Annotated in this window: 15 protein-coding genes, 1 pseudogene and 1 riboswitch; of the genes and pseudogenes, 6 read left to right on the plus strand and 10 right to left on the minus strand. The window is 59.1% G+C overall.

Annotation, left to right across the window (positions count from 1 at the left end; genetic code table 11):
* Window positions 1-192: 192 nt before the first annotated feature.
* From ACR0C6_RS19795 to ACR0C6_RS19810, 4 genes are read right to left on the minus strand one after another with little or no spacing between them, the layout of a single operon-like run.
* Entirely contained in the window at window positions 193-1,164 is a 972-nt protein-coding gene (locus ACR0C6_RS19795) for a 2-hydroxyacid dehydrogenase (protein WP_171331939.1), read from the minus strand.
* A complete protein-coding gene (sucD, locus tag ACR0C6_RS19800) occupies window positions 1,164-2,051 on the minus strand; it encodes a succinate--CoA ligase subunit alpha (protein ID WP_171230723.1) in 888 nt (295 codons plus the stop codon). The genes ACR0C6_RS19795 and sucD overlap by 1 nt, the downstream gene beginning before the upstream one ends.
* The gene (locus tag ACR0C6_RS19805; RefSeq protein WP_171230724.1) at window positions 2,051-3,247 is read right to left on the minus strand and encodes a malate--CoA ligase subunit beta; all 1,197 of its coding nucleotides are present in this window, start codon (window positions 3,245-3,247) and stop codon (window positions 2,051-2,053) included. The genes sucD and ACR0C6_RS19805 overlap by 1 nt, the downstream gene beginning before the upstream one ends.
* Before the next feature lie 15 nt (window positions 3,248-3,262).
* Window positions 3,263-4,504, minus strand: a complete 1,242-nt coding sequence (locus tag ACR0C6_RS19810) for a pyridoxal-phosphate-dependent aminotransferase family protein (protein WP_480620795.1) — start codon at window positions 4,502-4,504, stop codon at window positions 3,263-3,265.
* Between the two features lie 220 nt (window positions 4,505-4,724).
* On the opposite strand from ACR0C6_RS19810, the gene ACR0C6_RS19815 reads away from it, so the two are divergent.
* From ACR0C6_RS19815 to ACR0C6_RS19835, 5 genes are all read left to right on the plus strand, one after another.
* Entirely contained in the window at window positions 4,725-5,354 is a 630-nt protein-coding gene (locus ACR0C6_RS19815; protein WP_480620796.1) for a response regulator transcription factor, read from the plus strand.
* 22 nt (window positions 5,355-5,376) lie between these two features.
* Window positions 5,377-6,222: a Rossmann-like and DUF2520 domain-containing protein gene (locus tag ACR0C6_RS19820; protein WP_480620798.1), complete on the plus strand. Its 846-nt coding sequence runs from the start codon at window positions 5,377-5,379 to the stop codon at window positions 6,220-6,222.
* Between the two features lie 177 nt (window positions 6,223-6,399).
* Window positions 6,400-10,113 carry a hypothetical protein gene (locus tag ACR0C6_RS19825; protein WP_480620800.1) on the plus strand — a complete coding sequence of 1,238 codons (3,714 nt, stop codon included), beginning with the start codon at window positions 6,400-6,402 and terminating at the stop codon, window positions 10,111-10,113.
* Entirely contained in the window at window positions 10,106-11,104 is a 999-nt protein-coding gene (locus ACR0C6_RS19830) for a hypothetical protein (RefSeq protein ID WP_480447693.1), read from the plus strand. Before ACR0C6_RS19825 ends, ACR0C6_RS19830 begins: the two co-directional genes overlap by 8 nt.
* Window positions 11,105-11,180: 76 nt before the next feature.
* On the plus strand, window positions 11,181-11,393 hold the full coding sequence (locus tag ACR0C6_RS19835) for a hypothetical protein (RefSeq protein ID WP_480620802.1): 213 nt from the start codon (window positions 11,181-11,183) through the stop codon (window positions 11,391-11,393).
* Window positions 11,394-11,497: 104 nt separating this feature from the next.
* Here the strand turns inward: ACR0C6_RS19835 and ACR0C6_RS19840 are convergent.
* From ACR0C6_RS19840 to ACR0C6_RS19865, 6 genes and pseudogenes are all read right to left on the minus strand, one after another.
* A pseudogene (locus ACR0C6_RS19840) lies at window positions 11,498-12,079 on the minus strand (energy-coupling factor ABC transporter ATP-binding protein); the annotation flags it as partial.
* Between the two features lie 65 nt (window positions 12,080-12,144).
* Window positions 12,145-12,924, minus strand: coding sequence for a cobalt ECF transporter T component CbiQ (gene cbiQ / locus ACR0C6_RS19845; RefSeq protein ID WP_480447694.1), 780 nt, complete (start codon window positions 12,922-12,924; stop codon window positions 12,145-12,147).
* Window positions 12,924-13,499 (minus strand): cobalt ABC transporter permease, encoded by a 576-nt coding sequence (locus tag ACR0C6_RS19850; protein WP_480447695.1) that lies wholly within the window; start codon window positions 13,497-13,499, stop codon window positions 12,924-12,926. Before ACR0C6_RS19850 ends, cbiQ begins: the two co-directional genes overlap by 1 nt.
* The gene (cbiM, locus tag ACR0C6_RS19855; RefSeq protein WP_171642677.1) at window positions 13,496-14,107 is read right to left on the minus strand and encodes a cobalt transporter CbiM; all 612 of its coding nucleotides are present in this window, start codon (window positions 14,105-14,107) and stop codon (window positions 13,496-13,498) included. The genes ACR0C6_RS19850 and cbiM overlap by 4 nt, the downstream gene beginning before the upstream one ends.
* 6 nt (window positions 14,108-14,113) lie before the next feature.
* Window positions 14,114-14,899: a DUF4198 domain-containing protein gene (locus ACR0C6_RS19860; protein ID WP_480447696.1), complete on the minus strand. Its 786-nt coding sequence runs from the start codon at window positions 14,897-14,899 to the stop codon at window positions 14,114-14,116.
* A gap of 131 nt (window positions 14,900-15,030) precedes the next feature.
* Window positions 15,031-15,229, minus strand: a riboswitch (cobalamin riboswitch).
* A 121-nt stretch (window positions 15,230-15,350) separates the two neighbouring features.
* Window positions 15,351-16,475 (minus strand): ROK family transcriptional regulator, encoded by a 1,125-nt coding sequence (locus ACR0C6_RS19865; RefSeq protein ID WP_480447712.1) that lies wholly within the window; start codon window positions 16,473-16,475, stop codon window positions 15,351-15,353.
* A gap of 251 nt (window positions 16,476-16,726) precedes the next feature.
* Between ACR0C6_RS19865 and ACR0C6_RS19870 the strand changes: the two genes are divergently transcribed.
* Window positions 16,727-17,746: a sugar ABC transporter substrate-binding protein gene (locus ACR0C6_RS19870; RefSeq protein WP_171230734.1), complete on the plus strand. Its 1,020-nt coding sequence runs from the start codon at window positions 16,727-16,729 to the stop codon at window positions 17,744-17,746.
* Window positions 17,747-17,775: the final 29 nt, after the last annotated feature.

Here is a 17,775-nt window from a genome sequence, read left to right on the forward strand (position 1 = left end):
CTCGATCTCGTCGCGCTGACGACCCAGTTCCGACGTGATCGAGCCAAAAAGCTCGGGATCACGATCAGAAAGGGACTGGGTGAAAAATCCGTCTGAACGGTGCGGGGCATTCACTGGTCATATCTCCTAATTGAGGAACGCAACGCAGCCACGGCTGCGTTGGACGCCATTGCGTGATGTTTGAAGGTGGCCTCAGATCACGCGGTCCCGAGGTTCGCGGCCTTCGAAGAAATCGCTCAGGTTGTCGAGAACCCGAAACCCCATCGCCTCGCGCGCTTCGCGGGTTGCGCTGCCCAGATGCGGCAGCATGACGAGGTTGTCGCATTGCAACAGGTCCGGGCTGACCCGCGGCTCACCATCGAATACATCCAATGCAGCGCCGCCGATCATGTCGAACATCAACGCCTGGATCAGCGCCCATTCATCAATCACTTCGCCCCGTGCGGTGTTGATAAGAAATGCGTCAGGCTTCATCAGGCCAAGTCTGCGCGAATTGATCAGATGGCGGTTGGCTGCGCCGCCCGGACAGTGCAGTGAAACGAAGTCACATTGCGGCAGCAGGTCATCAATGGTAGCCACCTGTCTTGCGTTGCATTCGGCGAGAACATCGGGCGATACGGCGCTACGGTTGCAAACCAGCACGTCCATGCCGAACCCGTGATGCGCACGGCGGGCCATCTCCTGTCCGATGCGGCCATATCCGATGATGCCCAGTGTCTTGCCGCTGACCTTGGTTCCGACCAGATGCGTGGGCCGCCATCCTGTCCACTGACCCGCACGCAACTCGCGTTCGCCCTCACCCGCCCGACGCGCCACCATCAACAGCAGCGTCATGGCGATATCGGCGGTGCATTCGGACAGAACGTCGGGCGTGTTGGTCACGGTCATACCCAACTCGCGTGCCAAGGGCTCGCAGATATGGCTGTAGCCGACGCCGTAGTTGGCAAGGATTTTCGTCTGCACACCCGGCACATCCAGTGCCTCGGCGCTCAGCGTGTCCGTTACGGTGGGCAGCACGGCGTCATAGGATTTCAACGCTTGCCGGATTTCAGCCGGGGACATGGGTTTGTCGCCGGTGTTCAATACGGTGTTGTAGTTCTCGGCCAGCTGCGCCTCGACGGCAGCAGGCCAGCGACGGGTAACCAGAACCGAAGGTTTGACCATCACGCAGCCTCCATCACGCGGGCGATCGTCTCACCGATCACGGCAGGGTTTTCGGCCACGGTGACACCTGCGGCGGACAGGATCTCGACCTTTTCGCTGGCGCTTTCGCCGAAGGCCGAGATGATCGCCCCCGCGTGCCCCATGGTACGGCCTTTCGGAGCGGTCAGACCGGCGACATAAGCGATCACGGGTTTGGAGATGTGGTCGCGGATATATTCGGCGGCTTCCGCTTCCTGCGGGCCTCCGATTTCGCCGATCATGGCGATGACATGCGTGTCTTCGTCGTCTTCAAACCGCTGAAGGATGTCCTTGAAGGACGATCCGTTGATGGGGTCGCCCCCGATTCCGACACTGGTCGAAACGCCGATCCCGCGCTCTTTCAACTGGGCCGCCGCCTCATATCCCAATGTCCCCGAACGGCCGATGATCCCTACATGTCCGGGAAGATAGATATGCCCCGGCATGATGCCCAACAACGCCTTTCCGGGCGAGATGGTACCGGCGCAGTTTGGACCGGTCAGAACCATGCGCTTCTCTTTCGGATAGCGGTACATGTACCGTTTCACCCGGATCATGTCCTGTGCCGGAATGCCGTCGGTGATGCAGACGCAATAGCGGATGCCCGCATCGGCGGCCTCCATGATGGAATCCGCCGCAAACGGGGGCGGCACGAAGACCAGGCTGGCATCGGCGCCGGTGGCTTCGACGGCCTGTTTGACGGTGTCAAAAACCGGAACGCCTTCGACGGTTTCGCCCCCCTTGCCCGGCACGACGCCACCCACCACGTTCGTGCCATAGTTCAACATGTCCTTGGTGTGGAACCGCGCCATGCGCCCGGTGATGCCCTGCACGATGACACGCGTGTCACGATCGAGAAGAATGCTCATTACACAACCCTCATTTTGGTGCCCTGAGTAAGGTCGTTTTTCCACGCGCCCACAGCGCGTTCTGCCGCCTCCATCAGCGTCGTGGCGCGAATGATCGGCAGTCCGGATTTGGCAAGGATCTTCTGGCCTTCTTCGACATTCGTGCCGGCCAGCCGCACAACGACGGGAATATCGAGGTCAAGTTCCTTCAACGCCTGAACGACACCTTCAGCCACCCAGTCGCAGCGGTTGATACCGGCGAAGATGTTGACCAGAATGGCCTGAACATTGTCATCCGACAGGACCAGCCGGAACGCCTTGGCCACCCGTTCAGGCGACGCGCCACCGCCGATGTCGAGGAAATTTGCAGGCTCGCCGCCTGCCAGCTTGATCGTGTCCATGGTGGCCATCGCCAGACCGGCCCCGTTGACGATGCAACCGATGTTGCCGTCAAGCCCGACATAAGACAGCCCGCGATCCGCAGCGCGGCTTTCGCGCGGGTCTTCCTGGCTTTTGTCGCGCAGTTCGGCGATCTGCGGGTGGCGGAACAGAGCGTTGTCGTCAAAGCTCATCTTGGCATCCAGCGCCAGCACCCGGTCGTCACCGGTGATGACCAGCGGATTGATTTCGACCATCGTGGCGTCAAGATTGCTGAAGGCGGCATAACAGCCCTGCAACGTCCGCACCATTTGCTGGATCAGTTTGGCTTCAACCCCAAGATTGAAGGCGATTTCACGGGCCTGAAACTCTTGAAGCCCGACGGCCGGTTCCACGATGGACCTGACAATGCTGTCGGGGCGGTCGGCCGAGATATCTTCGATCTCCATCCCACCTTCGGACGAGGCGACGATCATTACCCGCTGGCTGGAGCGATCCAGCACAAAACCAAGGTAGATTTCCCGGTCAATCGGCACTGCTGCTTCGACGTAGACACGATAGATGCCTTTGCCTTCAGGACCTGTCTGATGCGTCACCAGTTTGCGACCGAAGAGATCATCACAAGCCTTGTAGATTTCGTTTTCGCTGTTGCAGAGCTTGACCCCTCCGGCCTTGCCACGCCCGCCTGCATGGACCTGCGCCTTGACAATCCATTTGTCGCCCCCCAGTTCGCGCGCCCGGTAGGCCGCCTGTTCAGGACTGTAGGCAAGCGCACCCGCAGGCACGTCGACACCGAATTTCGAAAGGACTTCTTTCGCCTGGTATTCGTGGATATCCATCTGATGCGCTCCTGTTTAAGCAGCTATTGAAGTGCCGTAACGGCTTTCCAGCAGAGCTTCGATCGCGTCTTGATCGACCACTCCGCCCAGTTCACGAATGGCTTCGGCGAACAGGCGCACGATCCGGCTGACGGCCTCGCGATTCAATTGATTGAGGATGCCGATGCGCACCTGCACCGGTTCGCTCAAGGTGGGCCAGATGCCAAACCCGCGGGCGCGGCAGTTCTGCACCAGTTCCATCTCGCGGCCAGAAAGCGCGGAAGGCAGGTTGAGCACGATCAGGCTGGGCATGTCCGAGGTGACCTCGCACCCCATCTCGGTCACCGCGTCCCGAAGAACCTTTTCATGCGTCCGGTAAGACATCGACCGCTTGGCCAGACCTTCCTGCAAAGTCAGGCGCAATGACTCGTGGAATGCCGCAACCGCATATCCGGAATGGGTCCGGTGATAGGTGCCCTTTTCCACGTCCTGCCCATCGACGATGCCCCAGTGGCGGGCCTCGAAGATCGGATTGTGCACATAGGTATAGGCACCCGTGGATTTCAACGTCTCGATATAGGCATCGGCAAAGCTGACAGGGGCATAGGTCAGCGGCAGGCAGCACAGGCCTTTCTGCGGACAGGATGCCCAGCCTGCCACACCCGGATAGTCATCGATCGCAAAGTCTTCGACGCCCAGTGACGAGACCGCATCGATCAGCCCCATGGCGCCATGACGTTCACACGCCTCGGAGAAACCACGCAGATCGTTCACCCTGCCCGATCCGGTTTCCCAATGCGCCATGAAGGCCCATTTCGGCTTGTGTTCGGCCAGAGTCGCTTCAACCAGTTCAGCCGTCACCGGCCGGCCATGTGGAACCTCGACCACCGTGACACTGGCCGCCTGCGGGTCAAGCGGGCTGGCCGCGTGTTCGGCGGGCGTTGCCGCCTTGATCCGCAGCGTCAACGCGTCGATCCCCGAAAATGTGCCGTTGGTGAAGGCCACAACCTTGTCACCGGGCATGATGGCCGAGAACATGGTGTCCAGAGCGCTCCAGCCGGTACCCGCGACAGCGAAGGTGTAAGCGTTCCGTGTGCCCCAGATTTTCCGCAGCATGTGCTTGCATTCGATCATGCCCCTGAGGACATCGCCTTGCATGTGATCGGCGACACCTGCGCCGGCGAAGGCTTTCAGGACACGCACATCCGTGTTCCCCGGCCCCGGCCCTGCGGCAAGGGTCTCGGGAATTTCGAGCGGAGGGAAAATCTGAAAGGTCATGGTCTGACATCCTCGGCTGTTGGCCGGGCATTGCGGCCTGATGGTTCAAGATACCGATCAGAAAACGCGAGCTTGCCGGATGGCGCAACGTAACTTACTACTGCTTTTGGATGGCTAATAGTGTGGGTAATTTCCTACCCGTTTTGGCAAAAATACGACGGTATACCGAAATTCACCCCACCCTTTTGGGTAGTTTTTTGTAAAATATGGGCAAAATCATATGGTTGAGACATCGGACAAACCCATCGACATCATGCTTGCGGACAGCAACCCGCTGGTGCTTTCGGCCATGTCGGAAATTTTCGAACGTGATCCCCGATTCTCTCTGGTCGCCACGTCGGCAACGGCGGAAGGGTTTCTGGGAACGGTGATGCGGATACCTGTACAGGTCGGCGTCGTGGACTGGACGCTTCCGGCCCTGGGTGCCGCCAAACTGATCGAGGTGCTGCGCGATCAGGCCGATGCACCGCGCTTTGTCATCTATGGCGATGCCTCTGGGGATGTCCCGCGATTGGCGATGCAGGCGGGTGCCGCTGGATTTGCTGCCCGCTCGGGCGAGGTCGAAGGCCTTCTTGAGACCTGCGCCGAAGTGGCAGCAGGCAAGATGGTGTTTCCGTTCATCGACGTCCGGAAAATGAAACAGGATCCGATTCAAAGCCTGTCGCGCAAGGAACGCGCCATTTTGGAGGCCCTGGCAAAGGGGATGTCGAACCGGGAACTGTCCAAGGAACTTCAGATATCCACCAACACGGTCAAGTTTCACCTGTCCAATATCTATGAGAAGCTGAACGTCAAAAACAGAACTCAAGCCATAGCGTTTTTCTATTCGTCCCACCGTGGGGCGGACTAGACGACAAGAACAGAGAGCCCAGATGACTGAAATCAAAATTAACGTTGTCGGTGCCGGGCGGGTCGGCAAAACGCTGATCAGCCTTCTGGATGGCACTGATGGCTGCCGGATCCAGGATATTCTGAGCACATCCTTTCAGTCGGCAAATGAAGCCGCCCAGTTGTCCAAAACCGGGCGCGTTGCAGCAAGTTATGCCGATTTGCGGCCAGCTGATCTGTGGATCCTCTCGGTGCCCGACACGCAAATTTCTGCGGTGGCCCACGAATTGAAAGAGGCGTTCGAAAACCAAGAAAAAACCGGGAAGCCCTCAGTGGCGTTCCATTGCAGCGGCTATTTTTCTGCCGAGCAACTGGCGCCGTTGCGAAGCCTCTCATGGTCTCTGGCCAGCGTTCATCCCGTCCTGTCTTTCGCCAATCCACAGGCCGCTGCTGCGCAATTCAAAGAGGCATTGTGCGGGTTGGAAGGCGACGAAGACGCCATAGCGTTCATTCAGCCACTTCTGGAGGGATTGGGAGCCACCTGTTTTCCCATCCAGTCTGAAAGCAAAAGCCTGTATCATGCAGCCGCTGTGATATCGAACAACTTCGCCGTTGTCTTGCAGGCCATCGCCCGCGAAGCGTGGGCCGAGGCGGGCGTGCCGGACGAAACTGCCCGCAAGCTCAACGCTGGTTTGTTGAGCAGCACAGTCGAAAACGTCGACCTACTTGGCCCACAATCTGCCCTGACCGGTCCGGCGGCAAGAGGGGACTCAGAGGTCGTTGCCCAGCAGGGCGCGGATGTAGCGGCGTGGCACCGCGATGCAGGTGAAATTTACAAGCAAATGAGCCTGCTGGCGCAGAAGCTGAAGGCAACCGGTCTCACGAAGTAATCGCCAGATCCATTGCTGAAAGGCATTTTGGATCCTGCGTTCGAAACGCGTCGCGGAAAAGGCGGGCCCGGGCGTTTCTTTTGCGAATCCCTGAAACATGTTACGTTGGGTCAACTTTCAAGATTTGATTTTTCCCGGCACTCAGTTTCTTGCAGCGCTTTCCTACGAGGTGACTTCATGTCCGACTCCAGCAGTGAGCCCCCGCGCATTACGCTGTCCCTTCCGACCTCTCGGCCCAATCCCACGATCTCGGCGGAACTCTCGGGATCGGCCGGTTTTACGGCTGACAGCCTTGACGATCTCAGGCGCGTCGAAGCCGAGAAGCTCAAGGCGCTGCGCCGTGGTGTTGGCATTGACCTGTCTGCCGAGGTGATCAACGATCTGGTCGATCAGCGCGTTCAGGCCACTGGTGCAGTCTTTCGTCAGCTTGAAACCATACGCAAGGATCTGGCCGACGGGTTTCTGGGCGCTGTCGTCCCAACCCTTGCCCCGAAACTGCGCGGTGAACTGATCAATCCCGACGGCACCCCTGCCGAGCGGGTAATCGTTGAAGCGCTGCGCCCAACCTTTACCGCCAGTGAAGGCATCGACAACGTGGATTTTTCCTGGGCGGTAAAAGCCGCCGTAACGGATGCGCGGGGCCTGTTTTCGCTGGATCTGCCCAATCTGCGCCTGCCGCAAAATGGCCTCAGATTGCGGATCCGGGGGCAGAACACCACTCTGACCGAGGCAGTGCCGCGCATTGATGCATTGGATGGCGAATTGGGCCTCGTGGTGCTGGATCGCACCGTCCTCCCCTTGCAGCGCTCGATCCTGGGTGAGCTGGCCGATATTCTGCCGGTGGATCCCGAGGATGCGGAAGAAAACATATCCGATTTCACCGGCACGCAGGCCCCAATCGTTCTGGGTGAAGGTGATTGCGCTTCGGAATACCGAACCGAAGGAGGCACGGTTTCGCGGCGGCGTTATTCGGTTCTTTATCGGCTGATCGACCCACTTGTCGGGCCGAAAAACATCGTTCGCACCCGCCCCGTTGGCGGCAATCGCTTTGTCACGACAATTCCGGGCGGCACCTTTGCGCAGGCCAATCTTTCTGCCGAAACACTGTTGAGCGCATTCAACAATGACGGCGGAGACTGGGATTTCCGCGATCGGATACCGATTGACGAGCCCATTGATATCGAAGATTTTTTCGAAGATCTGGAACAGCGCCCGCAGGATGTGCCAAAAGCTTCCAGCCTGGCGCTTGGCTATATCGCCAAGATGCGTTCAACCGCCGTTCACGCCGGAATGTCATTGGGGCGTCTGGTCTATTCCCTGCCGCTTGCCCCGGGCGAGGAACAGCGGATCGTCGTGTCGGAACAGCGCGAAACCCTGACCGTGCGCGAACGCGAAAGCCTGACCTTCGAAGAACAACAGGAATTCGAAGAGGCGCGCGATACCTCTTTCGACAGTACATTCGAAACCGCATTGGACGAAGTGATCCGGGGAACATCCTCTTTCTCGACCAAGGCGTTCACAAAAAGCTTCGGGGGCGCCGGCGGCATTGGTGGCGGTTTGTTCGGCGGCATCGGGGCCATAGTGGGCGGGGTCGGTTTCAGCGGCGCCCGTTCCAGCTCCAACTCGTCAGGCAGTTCGTCCAACACGCAGAACACGTCCCGCGATTTTCTGTCAGACACGCACGAGACATTCTCGGCCGCGCTGGAACGGGCCGCTTCGGTCAAGCGAAGTTCAGCCCGAACCAGCGTTCGCACAGCCACCGCAAGTGATCGGCGAACGGCGACGACGAAATTCGTGGCCAACCGCAACCACTGTCATGCAATGACGATGCAATGGTTCGAAGTTCTGCGCGACTTTTCCCTGGAAACGCGGATCGAAGGCGTGCAATTGGTCGTCTTCGTTCCCATGCAGCTCATCCGCTTTCGCCGTTTGGGGCAAGGCGATCAGCTGCCGGGCAATGTCAGCCGGTCCGGATTGCTGAGCCGGTACAAGGTGATCCTGCGCCACGCAGACGTGTTCCGCCGCGTATTCCGAAACCGTCGCAGATTCCGCACCGCCCTCAAACTGTTGGAAGAGTTTTACGCGGACAAGGACGCGACACCGCAGAATGCTCCGGGTGTCGCGCAGGACATCGTCAGCTTCGAAGCTCAGGGCACTTTCATGCCCAATGATGACATATCCGCGGTGATCTTCACGCAGGATGGCGATCGCGTTGGGCCAGTGCCCCTGACCGGATCGCCGATCGACATCGACAACCTGCATGACTTGCCTGCCGAGACACGCGAAAACCTGCTGGTTCGGCTGGCTGACGCGCGCCGTGATCCAACCAACCGGCGGACTTATACCGGATCCGTGGCTTTGCCCCGCTCGGTCGAACGTTCCGACATCGCCCGCGTCGAGTTGCGCAGGCGGACGGGCTCTTTTGCCTATTCATTCTATACCGGCCCGGACCCGATCAACATCTTCAACATTTGGGAACATATCTCGAACCTGGAAGATGCGGATGATCTGGATCGCGCCACGCGCAACATCAACCGGAGCCTTCACACCACGATTTCAGGCTCGGATTTCGACGATCTGGTCGGCGCGCCGATGATCAGCGAGTTCGAAGCGCGCATGAATGAAGACGCGCAGACCATCGTTGACGACAATACATTCCAGGCTTTGCCTGCGACCCTGCCCTATTCCGTACAGGAAGTGCCGGATGTGCTGTCGCGTCGTGATCTGCGGCGGATCGAAGAAATGTATCAGCATATCGTTGCCGACACCGTTCGTTATTCCCGCGTGATCTGGGCCAGTATGACGGATGAGGAACGGGCCATCCTGCTGGAACGCTTCACCATCGGCGTGCCCGATGGCGGGTTGGATGACGCCTCAAGTGAGATATCGCTGCTCAGCACGGTCCAGAACAAGGTGTTGGGCTTCTACGGCAATGCGATGATCATGCCCTTCTCGATCCCGCCCGATCTGGCCGACAGAATGGAGATGCGGACCGGCGACATTCAGGACAGCCTGCTGGCCTTCCATCGCGAAGACTTCCGGCCACCGCGCCGCACGATCTCGCTGCCGACCAGGGGCCTGTTGGGCGAGGCTGTTCTGGGCCGCTGCAATTCCTGCGAGATGATCGACCATCGTCGCTTCTGGAACTGGCAGGACAGCCCGACGCCACCCCCGGTTGGCGACACGCCGGTCTTGCCCGAGGACAGCGATGCAATCTTTGGCACCCGTGCGCCATCAGACCTGCCGGCCAATCAACCTTCGAACACGCTCACCATCGCAGGTGGCGACATTGGCACGGGCCAGGCCGTGCCCAGTTCGCAACTGGCCGAGATCCTCAAAGCCGCGCCAGACCTTGCACGGGCGGGAACCGATCTGACGGGCCTGAAAGAGTTGCAGGCACAACTGGCCCTTGAAACGCAATCGGTCGCCGCCGGTCGGGACAAGGCCATAGACACGGCGACGGATCTGACCAAAGAGCTTGTCGGCAAGGCCACTGAGCTGGCGGGCAAGGGGCAAGAGATCGCCGCGGCCCGCAAAGAGGAAGAAGCCAAAAAGCAGGCCGCCGAGAAGAAAAAGACAGATGCCGACAATGCCGCAAAGCTCAAGGGGTTTGAGGATATCGCCAAGAACGCTTCGGGAGTTTCTGCGCTGATTGGCGGGCAACCGGATGGCAACCGGGCCGGTTTCGTTCAAAACCTGTTCAAGGATTTTCCCGGTGGCGCTGCGGCTCTGGCCAATCCTTCCAACACGTTGCTTCTGGCCAAGCTTTTCGGGGCCTTCACCAAAGCCAATACGGATGCGGATGACGGCAGCGCAACCAAAGCCGGCAGCCAATCCGTTCTGGATTTCCTCAATGGCCTGAGCGCACCTGCGGAGGACGACGATGAGTGACACCAGCACAAATGCAACCCCCGAACCGGGCATCGATGAAAGCCTTGCCGAGGCCATCATCAATATTCTTGAAACCACCAATTCTCCGGCGATACAGCGCGCCCGAGAGGTTATAGCCCACAGGCTGGCCATCGCAGGCGACATTGCCCCTTCCCGCATCCCTGCCCCGCGCAATATCACCGAGATCGGCGGCTATATAAATCTGCTCAGCGAGTATGGAGAGGCCGAACAGCGCGCGCGCATGATCGCGGCTGCTCTGGGCATAGCAGGGCCGCAGATTTCGCTGCCACAGCCCGGTGCCGTTCCACCGTTGTCCTTTGTCACACGTGACGGTGCCCGACCTGCGGGGCCACAACAACCCAGCTTCCCGTTGACCTATACGATCCGCAGCGATTTTGTTCCGGCCCTTGACAATGCGGTGCAGGAAATCACGATCCGCGGTGGCGCGGTTCCGATTTTGACACCTGTCAGGATCCTGCCTGCTGCGGGGTCCGCACCCGCAACAGACGGCTCTGCGCAGCTGGCTTTGCTCGGTCGTACACTCAGCCTGGCGCCAACAGCGGCTTTGCACGCCGTGGCAACCGACCCTTTGTCGCTCAGCCGTCCGACGGCTGGTGGCGGGTTCGAGGTTGTGGCTCGGGTCATCGACGCCGCCGCTCCGATCGCCGGAACCATCGCGGCGGCGAACTGGACAAGTTGGGAATGCGATACCTCTGGCTGTACCGAGGTCGACAGCAATGATGCGCGCTTTGCGCTCACACCACTGCTGAACGCCGCCGGGTGGCACCAGCCCGCCGATCCCGGCAATCCGACCAGTCTGTCAAATCCGGGAACCTGGGCGGAATGGCGCAACATCACCGGGCTTGTGCCGGGCGTCACGCGGTTTGCGGATGAGCTGCAACTGCTTTATTCCGCTGAAATGCTCATTACCTCGCCGGTCTTCAATCAACTGGACAATGTCTGGACAGGAAGCGAGTTCGCCGCGCCATAGCACGGCTGCCTGAAACGCAGGAAAGTGATTTGGCAATGCTCCCTTCATGAGGTTCAATGCATTCAGGAGGTCAGCCATGCAAAACCCCGAGCGTTTCGAGAAATTCTATTTCGCCAAAGTTGGCATGGGCGAAGCCTGTGGCTGTGCCGAGCGGATAATCGACGTGTTCGAATTCAACCGCAAAGGCGGTGCGCAATCCAGGCAACCTGTGAAACAGGACAGGCGCAGACGTGGATCTTTTCGGGCATGGGCGGTCAAATATGGGCTTATGAGCCGCAGATGCACATAGCCAAGGCCTGACGCCATACAAGGTTCGCTTTCCGTTTCATGGCGTGGCTCAGGAGGTGTGATTGCCTTTCTGAAACCACCATGTCCAGTTGCCACGAGAACAGGTCAGACCGGCACCAGCTTCCCGTCGCGAAGATCCAGTTCATCAGGCGCCAGTTCCAAGCGGAACGCCGGCGAATGACTGACAAGCAAAATCGCCTGCGGCAACGCGCGCAGGATTTCCAGCAGGCGCGCTTCGTTTTTCGTATCCAACGCATTCGTCGGTTCGTCCAGCAACAGCACTTCGGGCTCCATCGCCAGAACCGTCGCCAGGGTCACCAGCCGTTTTTCTCCGCCCGACAATTTATGGGTAATGCGGTTCTTCAAGTGCATCAGGTCCAGATCGCCCAGAACTTTGTCGACGACGGCAAGTGCTTCGTCACGGGTCTTGCCCAGATTGAGCGGACCAAAAGCAACGTCTTCGGCGACGGTCGGGCAGAACAGCTGATCGTCCGCATCCTGAAATACAAGCCCCACCCGGCGGCGGACCTCATGGAAATCAGCCTCTTCCACGCGTTGCTGACCAAAAACGGTGACGGTGCCCGAACACGGGCGCTGCAGCCCAAGCAAAATCCGCAGGAGCGTCGATTTCCCCGCTCCGTTCGGACCTGTCAGGGACAGGCGCTGCCCCGCGCTCAGGCTCAGGCTGGCCCCGTCCAAAACGGGTGGCTGGCCGGGGTAGGAAAAACAGATGTCTTCAAGCGCGATCAGTGTCATGCGAATTCCAGAATGATCAGACCCAGGCAGAGGCCGCTGAAGCCAGCCGCAAACACAATGTCCGCGCGGGTCAGGGAAAATTCCTGAAGCAACGGCATACGTCCGGAAAACCCCCGGCACTTCATCGCGGCCAGGATGCGTTCCGATCTTTCGATCGCGCGCACAAGCATCATACCCACAAGGTAGCCAAAGCTGCGATATGTGTGCCAGTTTGTTGCTGGCCGAAAACCACGCACCTTCATCGCGGCGCGCAGCCGCAGGTATTCTTCGCGCAAGACCTCGATATAACGGATCGTGAACATCAGCAGGTAAACCAGCTTTTCCGGGCACCGCAGACGATGCAGGGCGTGGCCCAGTGTAACCGGCTCCATCGTCCCGACCATAACCATCAGGGACAGGATCACGGCATTGGCGGTCAAGGCAATCTCGACCGCTTTCCAAAATCCCTGCCAGCTTGCGGGGAATCCCCAAAGCGTGAACATCGGATCCCCGGGCATGGAAAAGGGCAACAGGATCAGCATGAACAGGATGAACCCATCCATCATGGCCATTCGCTTCAACGTCTTTCGCCGCGGCAGACGTGAAACCATCAGAAGCGAAAGCGACACTGTCAGCGCCGCGCAAAGCGCGCCGAGGGATGACAGCGCCACGGTCACGACTGCAAAAACAACTGCCATGACGATCCGCATCCGGGGATCCAGCAGGCTGATCAGACCTTCTGGCCCGTCACCGGCTTCGGACAGCGTTTTTTCCTTGTGCCCCAGAACGTGTGCCATCAGGACGCCAGCTTGCGACGGGCCGCCATGTAAAAGCCCAGACCGAACAGACCAACGATGTACCCAATCCCGCCGAGGATGGTTTGCAGGTCATTCTGTTCGCGATAGGCCGCAATCTCGCGCCTGAGCGGGCGCAATTCGTCACGTACGGCTTTGGCGATAACCTGCTGTTCTTCGGCGCTGAGAGACGCCGCCGAACCGCTGGCCTGCGTCACAGCAGCCGAAGATGAATCACCGTTCTCTGCCGCGGCAACGCCCATGATCCGCGCGACATCTTCGGCAGACATCGTGACTTCGGCCACATGCCCGGCGCCAAGGTCGGCAAAGAAGGTGTGCGCCACGGCCGAGGTCGGCGTGTAGACAAAGAAACCGTCCGTATCCGTGACCGATCGACCCAGCTCGGCCCCATCCGGGCCGGTGACAATGACCTCGGTGCCGCTTGCCAGGTCGCCGTTGGAAAAGCCGATTTCGCCCTCGATGACGTCTCCCGACTCGAAAACGCCGGCTATGACCTTGTGCGCCAGGGCAGGCACAGGTGCACAGCACATGGCCAGTATGACAACCAGATGCTTCATGTGGCTGCTCCTCTGAAAAACAGCTCGGGCTTGACCTTGCGTGCCAACAACACGGCGAACCCGGTCAAAATCGCCTCGATGGCCATGACAGGAATATGGGCGAAGAAAACAAGCTTGGCGGCAGGCAGAAATTCATCCCCCGACAGCGCCAGCGAAAACGCGACCATGCCGGTTGTCGCCGCAATCGCAAACGCGCCGCCGATGCCCCCCCAAATCGCACCTTGCAAAGGCGTTCCACGCGCGATCAGACGACCGAACAACATTCCGGCCACCACCGCGGGAAAGGCGATATTGACGGTGTTGATCCCCAACACCGTCAACCCGCCAAAGCCGAAAAAGACCGCCTGTAGCAAAAGCCCGACGAACAAAGCCGGGAATGCGGCCCAACCAAGCAGCAGCCCGGCCATGCCGTTGAGGATCAGATGGACCGACGACGGACCAATGGGCACGTGGATCAACGATGCCACGAAGAAACTGGCTGACAGCACGCCCGCAGTGGGGATGCGATCAAGATCCAGAGACCTGAGACCCATGGCGATCCCGCCCGCGGCGGCTATGGCGCCGCCAATTACAACCGGGTTGGAAAGGGCTCCGTCGACGATGTGCATTTGGGGTTACTCCAGATCCCAGGCGCGGATCCAGATGACCGCATCCTGGCTGAGTTCTTTGCCCTCATGTTCGGTTGCCGGACCGGAACCAAGGGCGGCGAAACCCCAGTAACCGGCTTTTGGAACGCCGAACGAAAAATACCCGTTGTCGTCAGATATTGCGACCACCGCACCACCCGGCATTGGTGACGCCTTCGGTGCAGAAGCGGCCGAACTTTCCATGTCGGGTTCGGCTGCCATGTATTCGATCTCGATCTCGGCCCCCGCAACCGGCTGACCATCAGCCAGCACACGGCCCGTGAAAGTCGAACCCGCGATGATGTTGGTCGGCTTGTTCAGCGGGATAATCTCGGTCGGCAGACCCACGGGATTCATCCAATCGGTCGGCAATTCGTTGCGGTTCAGGAAGGCTTTGGTGAGCTGTTGGATATAGATGTCTTCGGATTCCTCGTAATAAGGCTGAGGAACCGTCACCAGCACATAGTCGCCCGACCGTTTGACCGGGACACTGCCTTTGAACGCCGCGCCCTCGTTCTGCCCGCCGGTGAACCGGATAGGTTCCAGCGTGTCCAGTAAATCGGTCTTTTCACCGTTGTGGATCACATAGAATTCCTGCGGCTTTTCAAGATCCATGACATGGCCATTCTCGAACGGATGCCAGAAAATCAGTTTGACCGGTACATCGCCCGGTTTCTCGATCATGGTGTCGGTGGTGTATTCCAAAAGGAAATGCGCATTTGCTATGGCAGGAAGAGCCATCGCGGCAGCGGCTGCGCTGAGCAGCGTTTTCATGAACAGTCGTCCTTGTCCCGTCGCGCCAATCCCGGCGCGAAATTCGTTTTGACCACGGGACATTCAACGCCAAATTACCCTTTCAGGCATCCTGGTCCGACGCACATCCCGTCGTCGATTAGGAGTGCCCGTTAGAGGGCACATGTCCGGCAGGTATCCTGACTTGCGGGTCAAAGCGTTGGACCGGCCTTCCCGGGCAAACCCCAGTGGCGTTTCAGCCCTGCTCGTCGCTTACAGTTGCGGGTGCAGTTGCGGATTTGGGCCAGAGCCCGCACCGCATTCCCTATTGATTCCAGAGCAAGCCCCGGAACCGGACATGCCGAGCGGCTTGCCAGACAACTCAGCCTTCCGTCAACGAAAATGTGTTACGGCCATCGAAAATATTGAGCTCGGCAGTTTGCGAGAGTGAACCAGTTTGTGAAACGTCCAAGGCGGCAGGGTTCGTTCCTGTCTAAGCTTCTGAAAGATACCTCTCCGACAAGGGCAGGCTTGCCGCGCCCAAAGAGCGTGCTTCCGGGCCTACGGTTCCTGCCAGCACAACGGGGCGCTCGAGCCCGGTCATGTTCAGCTCGGACAGTTTGTCTTCCACCATTTCAACCAAACGCGCCTTGATGTCCTGCGGCATCCAGCCGTCAATCTTCACGCATTCGAAATCTATCAGGCTACAGGATGAGACAATCGCATGGGCAATCCCGCTTGCCGTCCGTTTCAACCAGTTTTCCAGTTGAACGTTTGGCACATCCCAACGCTGGGTCGTTTCCCAGATGGAATGCGACGTGACACCTGCCGTGGTGATTGCACGCTCGAGCACGTAAAGGCTGGCCACATCGATGAGCGGTCTGACACCGCCCGCGCCATCGGGCACAGGCAAGGGGCCGATTGCCCCCGCGTTTCCACGCCCCGAAAAGATCGCGCCATTGAGGACCACACCGCCGCCAATGAAAAACCCGATATAGAAGTACAGGAAATCCCTTGGCCCATCAGCCGGACCGAATACCAATTCCGCCCCACAAGCCGCAGTGGCGTCATTTTGCAGGAATACCGGAATATCGAGGCGACGCGCCAGGTCAGCCTTCAGGTCTGATACGCGCCACGGGTCCATTTCTTCCTGAGGAACCTGAAGGGTCTGGGCCCAGTCCCACAGATAGAACGGCATGGCAATTCCAAGACCCGCAATCCTGCCTTTGGCCTCGGGCGACATGGATGACATCATTTTGCCCAGACTCTCAGTGGAAAACTCCAAAGTGGCCTTCGGCGTTGGATAGTCATAGGTTCGCCGCTCGCGCTGCCGCACATTTCCGACAAAGTCAGTCAAAACCAGCTCGGTACTGCGGCGCCCGACCTTGAGCCCAAAGAAAAACGCACCATCCGGGTTGAGGCGCATGGGAACGGAAGGTTGCCCGACTTTCCCGCGGACCGGCTCGCCGCGCAACAGCAAACCATCCTTCTCCAACAGCCGCATGATGACGGAAACGGTTTGTGCCGACAGTCCGGTCATGCGCGCGATCTCGGACTTCGCAAGGGCCTGATGACGCCGGACAAGCGACAACACCAGCCGTTCGTTCCGGGCCCGCATCCCGCTTTGGTTGGTTCCGCGCACCTCTGACCCGTGCAGGCCAATCGAATTTTTCCGAGATGAATTTTCAGGCACGACCACCCCTTTCCTGCTGAAGAATGAGAAAGCCCGCCCGCACTGTCAATAATAAATAAGAGTGATTTATTTATTGACTCAAATTTCGAATCTTGTGATTGTTTCTTATGGGATCAGGGATTTTGCCTGATCGCCCTCGTGCCCGTTCGGCACAGGAAAACCTGGGAGGATAATCGATGAAACTTGCAAGACTTGCGGGTGCTGCTGCGCTCGGGGTTACTGCCATGGCTGGCAGTGCAATGGCGGAAGGCGAAACCGTTTGTCTGATTACCAAGACGGACACCAACCCGTTCTTTGTCAAAATGAAGGAAGGTGCGACAGCGAAAGCGGAAGAGCTGGGAATGACGCTCAAAGCCTTTGCGGGCAAAGTTGACGGTGACCATGAAACGCAGGTGCAAGCCATTGAGACCTGCATTCTGGACGGCGCCAAAGGCATTCTGCTGACGGCCTCGGACACATCATCCATCGTTCCGGCCGTGAAGCAGGCGCGGGATGCAGGGGTTCTGGTTATCGCTCTGGATACGCCGCTGGAACCCATTGACTCGGCTGACGCAACGTTTGCCACGGACAATTTCCTTGCCGGGCTGCTGATTGGACAATGGGCCAAAGCCACGCTGGGCGACGCAGCCAACGACGCGAAAATTGCGACATTGGACCTTGCCGTCAGCCAGCCGACAGTGGACGTGCTGCGCAATCAGGGCTTCCTGCAAGGCTTTGGTGTCGATCTGGCGGACCCGAACGTAATCGGTGATGAAGATGACCCCCGTCTTGTCGGAAGTGATGTCACTGCCGGCAACGAAGAAGGTGGTCGCCGCGCGATGGAAAACCTTCTGGCCAAGGATCCGACGATCAACGTTGTTCACACCATCAACGAGCCTGCCGCGGCAGGCGCCTACGAGGCGCTGAAAGCCATCGGGCGCGAAAATGACGTGCTCATCGTTTCCGTGGACGGAGGCTGCCCGGGTGTCCAAAACGTTGCCGATGGTGTTATCGGCGCGACGTCGCAGCAATACCCGCTGTTGATGGCATCGCTGGGTGTTGAAGCCGTCAAGAAATGGGCGGACGAAGGCGTGAAGCCTGAAAACACGCCTGGCAAGGATTTCTTTGACACCGGCGTAGCGCTTGTAACGGACAAGCCTGCCGAAGGCGTCGAGTCGATCTCGGTCAAAGAAGGCATGGACCTCTGCTGGGGTTAACCTGACCACCCGGAGGGCCGCAGAGGGCG

The organism is Ruegeria sp. AL12, from assembly GCF_056540885.1.

Excerpts from the sequence above, each read along its gene's own strand:
- ACR0C6_RS19825 (WP_480620800.1), top strand. The coding sequence starts at position 6,400 with ATGTCCGACTCCAGCAGTGAGCCCCCGCGCATTACGCTGTCCCTTCCG.
- sucD (WP_171230723.1), bottom strand. The coding sequence starts at position 2,051 with ATGAGCATTCTTCTCGATCGTGACACGCGTGTCATCGTGCAGGGCATC.
- ACR0C6_RS19850 (WP_480447695.1), bottom strand. The coding sequence starts at position 13,499 with ATGAAGCATCTGGTTGTCATACTGGCCATGTGCTGTGCACCTGTGCCT.
- ACR0C6_RS19810 (WP_480620795.1), bottom strand. The coding sequence starts at position 4,504 with ATGACCTTTCAGATTTTCCCTCCGCTCGAAATTCCCGAGACCCTTGCC.
- cbiQ (WP_480447694.1), bottom strand. The coding sequence starts at position 12,924 with ATGGCACACGTTCTGGGGCACAAGGAAAAAACGCTGTCCGAAGCCGGT.
- ACR0C6_RS19830 (WP_480447693.1), top strand. The coding sequence starts at position 10,106 with ATGAGTGACACCAGCACAAATGCAACCCCCGAACCGGGCATCGATGAA.
- ACR0C6_RS19865 (WP_480447712.1), bottom strand. The coding sequence starts at position 16,475 with ATGCGGGCCCGGAACGAACGGCTGGTGTTGTCGCTTGTCCGGCGTCAT.
- ACR0C6_RS19815 (WP_480620796.1), top strand. The coding sequence starts at position 4,725 with ATGGTTGAGACATCGGACAAACCCATCGACATCATGCTTGCGGACAGC.
- ACR0C6_RS19820 (WP_480620798.1), top strand. The coding sequence starts at position 5,377 with ATGACTGAAATCAAAATTAACGTTGTCGGTGCCGGGCGGGTCGGCAAA.
- ACR0C6_RS19870 (WP_171230734.1), top strand. The coding sequence starts at position 16,727 with ATGAAACTTGCAAGACTTGCGGGTGCTGCTGCGCTCGGGGTTACTGCC.
- ACR0C6_RS19860 (WP_480447696.1), bottom strand. The coding sequence starts at position 14,899 with ATGAAAACGCTGCTCAGCGCAGCCGCTGCCGCGATGGCTCTTCCTGCC.
- ACR0C6_RS19805 (WP_171230724.1), bottom strand. The coding sequence starts at position 3,247 with ATGGATATCCACGAATACCAGGCGAAAGAAGTCCTTTCGAAATTCGGT.
- ACR0C6_RS19835 (WP_480620802.1), top strand. The coding sequence starts at position 11,181 with ATGCAAAACCCCGAGCGTTTCGAGAAATTCTATTTCGCCAAAGTTGGC.
- cbiM (WP_171642677.1), bottom strand. The coding sequence starts at position 14,107 with ATGCACATCGTCGACGGAGCCCTTTCCAACCCGGTTGTAATTGGCGGC.
- ACR0C6_RS19795 (WP_171331939.1), bottom strand. The coding sequence starts at position 1,164 with ATGGTCAAACCTTCGGTTCTGGTTACCCGTCGCTGGCCTGCTGCCGTC.